This is a genomic window from Arenimonas sp. (assembly GCF_019459675.1).
Classification (GTDB): Bacteria; Pseudomonadota; Gammaproteobacteria; order Xanthomonadales; family Xanthomonadaceae; genus Arenimonas.
Map to the genome: position 1 here is coordinate 1 of NZ_JAIBFH010000249.1, position 5,432 is coordinate 5,432.

Below are 5,432 nucleotides of genomic sequence, written 5' to 3' on the forward strand. Positions count from 1 at the left end.
GAACAGCTCGCTTTCCATCAATTCGGAGGGAATGGCGCCGCAGTTCACCGGCACGAAGGTGCCGGCCGCGCGCGAACCCTGTTCGTGGATCAGGCGCGCCACCAGCTCCTTGCCCACGCCCGATTCACCGCTGATGTACACCGGCGCCTGGCTGCGGGCGACGCGGCCGATGGTTTGCCGCAGCTGCTGCATGCGCGCCGATTCGCCCAGCAGGCGGCCGCTGGCCGGGCTGGCGCTGCGGCGCTGCTGGTTGAGGTCCAGCGCGTGCTGCACCAGCCGGCGCAGCACGCTGAGGTCCACGGGCTTGGTGACGAAGTCGAAGGCGCCGGCCTTGAGGGCGTTCACGGCGGCCTCGACGTTGCCGAAGGCCGTGATCATGGCCACCGGGGTGTCGGGATAACGCGCGGCGATCAGCGAAATAAGGTCCAGCCCGGAACCGTCGGGCAGCCGCATGTCGGTCAGGCACAGGTCGTAGCTGCCCTGGGCCAGCTGAGCCCGGGCGCTGGTGAGGTCGGCGGCGGTGTCCACGCGCAGCCCCATCCGGCCCAGGGTGAGTACCAGCAACTCCCGGATGTCGCGTTCGTCGTCTACTACCAGGGCGCTGCGGGGGGTAGCCATGTATTACCGGGGGCGGGCAGAAAAGACCCATACACCTTAGCTGAATCGGGTCGTTTCAGGCCAGATTGAGCCGCGTGTTGCCGATCTCGTCCTGCATCAGGGTCAGGCCCGGCGGCAGCACGATGCGGAAGCAGCTGCCGCCCCCCCGCACCGGCGGGTTGGTCAGCGTGGACGGGTTGGCTTCGCAAATGTTCTGGGCGGTGTACCGGCCCAGGCCGGTGCCGTGTTCGCTGGTGGTGTAGAACGGCGTGAATATGCGGTCGGCCACCGCCGCCGGGATGCCCGGCCCGCGGTCGGTGACGTTGAGCTCCGGGGGCGAGCCGGGCGGGGCGCTGCGCACGGCCACGGTCACTTTCGCCGGCTCGCCGGGCAGGCGGCCGTAGGTCAGGGCGTTCTGCACCAGGATGGTCAGCACCTGGTGCAGGTGCCGCGGGTCGGCCATGGCCAGCGTGGTGCGCTCGCTCACCGCCTGCAGCACGTCGGTTTCCAGCGGGTGGCTGCTGCGGTATTCGTCGACGAAGCGGCGGGCGAACTGGCCGATGTCCAGCGTCTCGGGCTGCGATCGTTCGCGCCGCGCCAGGCCCAGGATGTCCTGCACGATGCCGTTCATGCGCTGGCACTGGGTGTGGATGATTTCCAGCAGGCGGCGGTCGGCCTCGGGCAGGTTGGTGGTTTCCTCCAGCAGCTGCACCGAATAGCTGATGGCCGCCAAGGGGTTGCGGATTTCGTGGGCGATGCTGGCCGAAAGCCGGCCCAGCGTGGCCAGCGTGAGCTCTTCGGCGCGGTCCGAATACAGCCGGCTGTCGTCCAGGAAGATGAGGAACAGGTTGTCGGTGAGGCTGAGCGACACGAAGCGCGGCAGCACTTCCGGCGCGCCTTCGGCCAGGGTCATGGCCTTGGGAATATCGCCCCGGCCCTGCCGCCAGACCAGCAGCGCCCGGTGCAGGGGTGCCGCCACGTCGGCCAGCTGCTGGCGGTCGGGCGAGGGCTTGCCCAGCAGCCCCCAGGCGGCTTCGTTGCAAACCTTTACGCGGTGGTCGCCGTCCACCACCAGGATGCCGGTGCGCATGCGCCGGATCACCAGTTCGTTGATCTCGGCCTGGTTGGCCAATTCCTCGCCACGCCGGTCGGCCAGTGCCTGGGATTCGATCACCTGCCGGCTCAGCAGCTCGCACAGCACGGCGGTGGCCAGGTAGGTCACGCTGAACATCACCGACTCGGCCAGCGGTCGCTGCTCGATCGCCTCGAAGGTGCGCCGGTAGATGCTTTCGCCCAGGACCACCATGGCCGCCGCGGTGGCGAAGCCCAGGCCCAGGCGCTGGGGCAGGATCAGCGCGCCCGCGCCGACGTTGAACAGCAGCAGCAGGGCGATGCCGCCCTGGCCGCCGCTGGTGACGGCCAGGGTGCCGGCCACCACCAGCAGGTCCAGGCCCAGGCCGACCGCCGCCTGGCGGGGCGGCGGGATTTCACTGCGGTAGCTGGCCAGCAGCAGCGCAAGGGCCGCCACCATGTAAAGCACCACGATGGTCCGGAGCACCCCGGGGTCGCGGATTTCCAGCATCAGTTCGCCCACCGGGCTGAAGGCCACCAGCGCCAGCAGGGCGGCCTCGAGCATGCGGTAGAGCGTGAAGAAGTACAGCTCACGCCGCTGGGGGGAATTTGCGATGGACTTTCGGGGGGCGGTCGCCATGGCCCGATTATGCCCCTGCGCGGGCCCAATGGACCCCGGCGGTCGGGCCCTGAAGACCTTCCAGCCCCCGAAACCAGCTTCTTTGCCTTTGCCGGGGGGGTCGGCGACAATAACGCCCCTCGCTCGCGACCCCGCCCACCACAAGGTAGCCGCATGAACTTCCACGAATACCAGGCCAAGCAGCTGTTCGCCGACTACGGCATCGCCGTCCCGGCGGGCCGCGTTGCCCGCACCCCCGAAGAGGCCGTGGACGCGGCCAAGGCCATCGGCGGCGATTTCTGGGTGGTCAAGGCCCAGATCCATGCCGGCGGCCGCGGCAAGGCCGGCGGCGTGAAGCTGGCCAAGACCCTCGACCAGGTCCGCGAGTATGCCAAGGCCATGCTCGGCACCAAGATGACCACCTACCAGACCGCGGGCGTGGCCCTGCCGGTGGACACGGTGCTGGTGACCCAGGCCACCGACATCGCCAAGGAACTCTACCTGTCGGTGCTGGTGGACCGCAGCACGCGCTCGATCACCTTCATCGCCTCCAGCGACGGCGGCGTGGACATCGAAACCACGGCCAAGGAAAACCCGGACGCCATCAAGGTGCTGAACGTGAACTTCGTGCAGGGCCTGCAGCCCTACCAGTGCCGCGAACTGGGCTTCGACCTGGGCCTGACGGCCAAGCAGGTCAACCAGCTCAGCAAGATCATGATGGGCCTGTACAAGCTGTTCAATGAAAAGGACCTGGCGCTGGTTGAACTCAACCCGCTGGCCATCCTCACCAACGGCGACCTGGCCGTGCTGGACGGCAAGATCAACTCCGACGACAACGCCACCTTCCGCCACGCCGACCTGGCCGCCATGCGCGACGTGCGCCAGGAAGACGAGACCGAGCTGCTGGCCAGCAAGTACGACCTCAACTACGTCACCATGGACGGCAACATCGGCTGCATGGTGAACGGCGCCGGCCTGGCCATGGCCACCATGGACGTGATCGCGCTCAACGGCGGTTCGCCGGCGAACTTCTTGGACGTGGGCGGCGGCGCCACCAAGGAACGCGTCACCGAGGCCTTCAAGCTCATCCTGTCGTCCGACAAGGTGAAGGCGATCTTCGTCAACATCTTCGGCGGCATCGTGCGCTGCGACATGATCGCCGAGGGCATCATCGCCGCGGTGAAGGAAGTGGACGTCAAGGTGCCGGTGATCGTGCGCCTGGAAGGCACCAACGTCGACAAGGGCAAGGAAATCCTCCGGAATTCCGGCCTGGCCATCCAGGCCGCCAACGACATCAACGACGGCGCCAAGCTCGCCGTCGCCGCTGCAGCCTGAGGACACAGAAACCATGAGCGTTTTGGTCAACAAGAACACCAAGGTCATCGTCCAGGGCTTCACCGGCCAGCAGGGCACCTTCCACGCCGAGCAGATGCTCGATTACGGCACCAAGGTCGTCGGCGGCGTCACGCCCGGCAAGGGTGGCACCACCCACATCGGCCTGCCGGTGTTCAACACCGTGCGCGAAGCCGTGGAAGAAACCGGCGCCGACGCGTCGGTCATCTACGTGCCGCCGCCGTTCGCGGCCGACGCCATCCTGGAAGCGGCCGACGCCGGCATCCGCGTCATCGTCTGCATCACCGAAGGCATCCCGGTGCTGGACATGCTGCGCGTGAAGAACACGCTGCTGGGCTACGAGGACGTGGTGCTGGTGGGCCCGAACTGCCCCGGCGTGATCACCCCGGGCGAGTGCAAGATCGGCATCATGCCGGGCCACATCCACATGCCGGGCAAGATCGGCATCGTGTCGCGCTCGGGCACGCTCACCTATGAAGCCGTGAAGCAGACCACCGACGCCGGCCTGGGCCAGTCCACCTGCATCGGCATCGGCGGCGACCCCATCAACGGCACCAACTTCATCGACGCGCTCAAGCTGTTCCAGGAAGACCCGCAGACCGAAGGCATCATCATGGTCGGCGAAATCGGCGGCAGCGCCGAGGAAGAAGCGGCCGAGTACATCGCCCAGTACGTCACCAAGCCGGTGGTCGGCTTCATCGCCGGCGCCTCGGCCCCGGAAGGCAAGCGCATGGGCCACGCGGGCGCCATCGCCTCGGGCGGCCAGGGCACGGCGGCGGGCAAGTTCGCCGCGCTGGAAAAAGCCGGCGTCACCACGGTGAAGTCGCCGGGCGACCTGGGCGCCGCCATCGCGGCCCGGCTGGCGGCAAAGAAGTAAGATTGCGCCAAAGCGCCGTCCGGAAGGGCCGCCCAGTGCGGCCCTTCTTCATTGGGGCGGTGGCAAACCACGGAGCTGCGTGTGACCCGAAAGCTGCGAATCGCCCTGGCCCAGTTCGACTTCCCGGTGGGGGACGTGAAGGGCAACGCCACCCGCATTGCCGCGCTGATCGCGCAGGCCCGCGACGAGCACGGGGCCGACCTGGTGCTGTTCCCCGAGATGGCCCTGGCGGGCTATCCGCCCGAAGACCTGCTGCTGCGCCCGGAGTTCCTGGCCGCCTGCGAGCGCGCCATGATGGAAGTCGCCGCGGCCTGCACCGGCATCACCGCCGTGGTGGGCTGGCCGGAATCGGCCGGCGCCGTGGTGTACAACGCCGCCAGCGTGCTGCGCAACGGCGGCGTCGAGCTGACGTATCGCAAGCGCGAACTGCCCAACTACGCCGTGTTCGACGAACGCCGCTACTTCTCGGTCGATCCCGACGGCGGCGCCTGTGTGTTCGAGGTGGCCGGCGTGCAGGTGGGGCTGCTGATCTGCGAAGACCTCTGGTTCGCCGAACCGCTGGCGCAAACCGTGGCGCTGGGCGCGCAGCTGGTGGTGGTGCCCAACGCTTCGCCCTTCGAAAGCGACAAGACCGCGGTGCGCGATTCACTGCTCGCGCAGCGCGTGCAGGAAACCGGCGTCGCACTGGCCTATCTCAACGTGGTGGGCGGGCAGGATGAGCTGGTGTTCGACGGCGCCTCGGTGCTGGCCGACGGCGACGGCGGCGTGCATCCGGCGGCGCGCGCTTTCGAGGAACAGCTGCTGGTGACGGACTTCGACGCCGGCGAGCGCCGGTTCACGCGCCTGCAGTGGACCCAGGAGGCCGACGAAAGCCGCGAGTCGCTGGCCTACCGCGCCATCGTGCGCGGCATCCGC

General features: G+C 68.3%; 5 protein-coding genes. 3 read left to right on the forward strand and 2 right to left on the reverse strand.

Going from position 1 to position 5,432, the window contains the following annotated elements; translation table 11 throughout:
* A partial coding sequence (locus K0M70_RS08355; RefSeq protein WP_290781343.1) for a response regulator occupies positions 1-618 on the reverse strand: 618 nt, incomplete at its 3' end.
* Between the two features lie 55 nt (positions 619-673).
* Positions 674-2,308, reverse strand: a complete 1,635-nt coding sequence (locus tag K0M70_RS08360) for a histidine kinase dimerization/phospho-acceptor domain-containing protein (protein ID WP_290781344.1) — start codon at positions 2,306-2,308, stop codon at positions 674-676.
* A 153-nt stretch (positions 2,309-2,461) separates the two neighbouring features.
* On the opposite strand from K0M70_RS08360, the gene sucC reads away from it, so the two are divergent.
* The 3 genes from sucC to K0M70_RS08375 form a co-directional block, all read left to right on the forward strand.
* Positions 2,462-3,622, forward strand: coding sequence for an ADP-forming succinate--CoA ligase subunit beta (gene sucC, locus K0M70_RS08365; RefSeq protein WP_290781345.1), 1,161 nt, complete (start codon positions 2,462-2,464; stop codon positions 3,620-3,622).
* A 13-nt stretch (positions 3,623-3,635) separates the two neighbouring features.
* A complete protein-coding gene (gene sucD / locus K0M70_RS08370) occupies positions 3,636-4,517 on the forward strand; it encodes a succinate--CoA ligase subunit alpha (protein ID WP_290781346.1) in 882 nt (293 codons plus the stop codon).
* 81 nt (positions 4,518-4,598) lie between these two features.
* On the forward strand, positions 4,599-5,432 hold an 834-nt coding region (locus K0M70_RS08375), incomplete at its 3' end, for a nitrilase-related carbon-nitrogen hydrolase (RefSeq protein ID WP_290781347.1).

Excerpts from the sequence above, each read along its gene's own strand:
- sucC (WP_290781345.1), top strand. The coding sequence starts at position 2,462 with ATGAACTTCCACGAATACCAGGCCAAGCAGCTGTTCGCCGACTACGGC.
- K0M70_RS08360 (WP_290781344.1), bottom strand. The coding sequence starts at position 2,308 with ATGGCGACCGCCCCCCGAAAGTCCATCGCAAATTCCCCCCAGCGGCGT.
- sucD (WP_290781346.1), top strand. The coding sequence starts at position 3,636 with ATGAGCGTTTTGGTCAACAAGAACACCAAGGTCATCGTCCAGGGCTTC.